The organism is Amphritea atlantica (assembly GCF_018860855.1).
GTDB classification, from domain to species: Bacteria; Pseudomonadota; Gammaproteobacteria; order Pseudomonadales; family Balneatricaceae; genus Amphritea; species Amphritea atlantica_A.
This window is the reverse complement of record NZ_JAHKQE010000024.1, coordinates 1-3335: the sequence shown is the minus strand read 5'-3', so window position 1 is coordinate 3335 and position 3335 is coordinate 1. Positions and strand designations below refer to the sequence as shown.

The following is a 3335-nucleotide window of genomic DNA, read 5'->3' as shown; positions in this document are numbered from 1 at the left end:
CTCTTTAACAATTGAATCCTGTAACAAAACGAGAAAGAAATGTACAAGCGCTAATCCGGCGTAAATGTATCGTTATTTCAGCGTCATCGTAAGATGACAAAGAAGTTTTATCAGTGACTTTGACAGACCCTTTTGGGTTATATGGTCAAGTGACTAAGCGTGCACGGTGGATGCCTTGGCAGTCAGAGGCGATGAAGGACGTGGTAACCTGCGATAAGGTTCGGTGAGTCGGTAAACAGACTTTGACCCGGACATTTCCGAATGGGGAAACCCACCCAGTATAAGCTGGGTATCTCTTGAGTGAATACATAGCTCTTGAGAAGCGAACCCGGGGAACTGAAACATCTAAGTACCCGGAGGAAAAGAAATCAACCGAGATTCCCCTAGTAGCGGCGAGCGAACGGGGAACAGCCCTTAAGCCTTTTTAATGTTAGCAAAACATACTGGAAAGTATGGCCATAGTGGGTGATAGCCCCGTATGCGAAAACATTTTAAAGGTGAAATCGAGTAGGACGGGACACGTGATATCCTGTCTGAATATGGGGGGACCATCCTCCAAGGCTAAATACTCCTGACTGACCGATAGTGAACCAGTACCGTGAGGGAAAGGCGAAAAGAACCCCTGTGAGGGGAGTGAAATAGAACCTGAAACCGTGTACGTACAAGCAGTGGGAGCGGTCCTTGAGACCGTGACTGCGTACCTTTTGTATAATGGGTCAGCGACTTAATTTTAGTAGCAAGGTTAACCGTTTAGGGGAGCCGTAGGGAAACCGAGTCTTAATAGGGCGTGCAGTTGCTAGGATTAGACCCGAAACCGAGCGATCTATCCATGGGCAGGTTGAAGGTTGAGTAACATCAACTGGAGGACCGAACCGACTACCGTTGAAAAGTTAGCGGATGACCTGTGGATCGGAGTGAAAGGCTAATCAAGCTCGGAGATAGCTGGTTCTCCTCGAAAGCTATTTAGGTAGCGCCTCGTGTCTCACCATTGGGGGTAGAGCACTGTTTCGGCTAGGGGGTCATCCCGACTTACCAACCCGATGCAAACTCCGAATACCAATGAGTGCAATCACGGGAGACACACGGCGGGTGCTAACGTCCGTCGTGAAAAGGGAAACAACCCAGACCGTCAGCTAAGGTCCCAAAGTTATGGTTAAGTGGGAAACGATGTGGGAAGGCTTAGACAGCTAGGAGGTTGGCTTAGAAGCAGCCACCCTTTAAAGAAAGCGTAATAGCTCACTAGTCGAGTCGGCCTGCGCGGAAGATATAACGGGGCTCAAACCATACACCGAAGCTACGGATGCCACTTGTGGCATGGTAGAGGAGCGTTCTGTAAGCCGTTGAAGGGAAAGCTGTAAGGCATCCTGGAGGTATCAGAAGTGCGAATGCTGACATGAGTAACGATAAGGGGAGTGAAAAACTCCCCCGCCGGAAGACCAAGGGTTCCTATCCAATGCTAATCAGGGTAGGGTGAGTCGACCCCTAAGGCGAGGCTGAAGAGCGTAGTCGATGGGAAACAGGTTAATATTCCTGTACTTTTTGTTATTGCGACGGAGTGACGGAGAAGGCTAGGCCAGCACGGCGTTGGTTGTCCGTGTTTAAGGTTGTAGGTTTAGGACTTAGGAAAATCCGGGTCCTTTTAAGACTGAGAATTGATGACGAACCCTCTTTTGGGTGAAGTGGTTGATGCCATGCTTCCAGGAAAAACTTCTAAGCTTCAGATAACAAGAAATCGTACCCCAAACCGACACAGGTGGTCAGGTAGAGAATACCAAGGCGCTTGAGAGAACTCGGGTGAAGGAACTAGGCAAAATGGTACCGTAACTTCGGGAGAAGGTACGCCGATGTGGGTGATAGGACTTGCTCCTTAAGCTTACGTCGGTCGAAGATACTAGGTGGCTGCGACTGTTTATTAAAAACACAGCACTCTGCAAACACGAAAGTGGACGTATAGGGTGTGACGCCTGCCCGGTGCTTGAAGGTTAATTGATGGGGTTAGCTTCGGCGAAGCTCTTGATCGAAGCCCAAGTAAACGGCGGCCGTAACTATAACGGTCCTAAGGTAGCGAAATTCCTTGTCGGGTAAGTTCCGACCTGCACGAATGGCGTAACGATGGCCACACTGTCTCCACCCGAGACTCAGTGAAATTGAAATTGCGGTTAAGATGCCGTATATCCGCGGCTAGACGGAAAGACCCCGTGAACCTTTACTATAGCTTCGCAGTGGACTTTGATATTACTTGTGTAGGATAGCTGGGAGGCTTTGAAATCTGGACGCCAGTTCAGATGGAGCCAATCTTGAAATACCAGCCTGGTACTATTGAGGTTCTAACTCAGGTCCCTTATCGGGATCGAGGACATTGTGTGGTGGGTAGTTTGACTGGGGCGGTCTCCTCCTAAAGAGTAACGGAGGAGTACGAAGGTGCGCTCAGCATGGTCGGAAATCATGCATCGAGTATAAAGGCATAAGCGCGCTTGACTGCGAGACAGACACGTCGAGCAGGTACGAAAGTAGGTCTTAGTGATCCGGTGGTTCTGTATGGAAGGGCCATCGCTCAACGGATAAAAGGTACTCCGGGGATAACAGGCTGATACCGCCCAAGAGTTCACATCGACGGCGGTGTTTGGCACCTCGATGTCGGCTCATCACATCCTGGGGCTGAAGCCGGTCCCAAGGGTATGGCTGTTCGCCATTTAAAGTGGTACGCGAGCTGGGTTTAGAACGTCGTGAGACAGTTCGGTCCCTATCTGCCGTGGACGTTTGAGATTTGAGAAGAGTTGCTCCTAGTACGAGAGGACCGGAGTGAACGAACCTCTGGTGTTCGGGTTGTCATGCCAATGGCATTGCCCGGTAGCTATGTTCGGACAGGATAACCGCTGAAAGCATCTAAGCGGGAAGCCCCCTTCAAGATGAGATCTCACTGGGGCCTTGAGCCCCCTGAAGAGCCGTTCAAGACCAGGACGTTGATAGGCTGGGTGTGTAAGCGTTGTGAGGCGTTGAGCTAACCAGTACTAATTGCTCGTGAGGCTTGACCATATAACGCCAAAAGCGTTTGGGAAGCTGATAGATTAAGATACGACTGAAAAGTCACACGGATTAGAGCTTGTACAGCTCATCTCGAAGCAAGACCGATTACAGGATTCAAATGACGTTGAACAAGCAAAGCGCTTAGTTCAATCGTTAGAGCAACCAGTTTTGCTTGGCGACCATAGCGAGATGGAACCACCCGATCCCTTACCGAACTCGGAAGTGAAACGTCTTAGCGCCAATGGTAGTGTGGGGATTCCCCATGCGAGAGTAGGTCATCGCCAAGCTTCAAATAAGAGACAGCCCCG

2 rRNA genes are annotated in these 3335 nt (G+C 50.0%); both read left to right on the top strand.

What is annotated here, in order from left to right:
• Positions 1-143 precede the first annotated feature (143 nt).
• Positions 144-3036 (top strand): 23S ribosomal RNA (locus KO512_RS11540).
• A 162-nt stretch (positions 3037-3198) separates the two neighbouring features.
• Positions 3199-3314: ribosomal RNA gene (rrf, locus tag KO512_RS11535) — 5S ribosomal RNA — on the top strand.
• Positions 3315-3335: the final 21 nt, after the last annotated feature.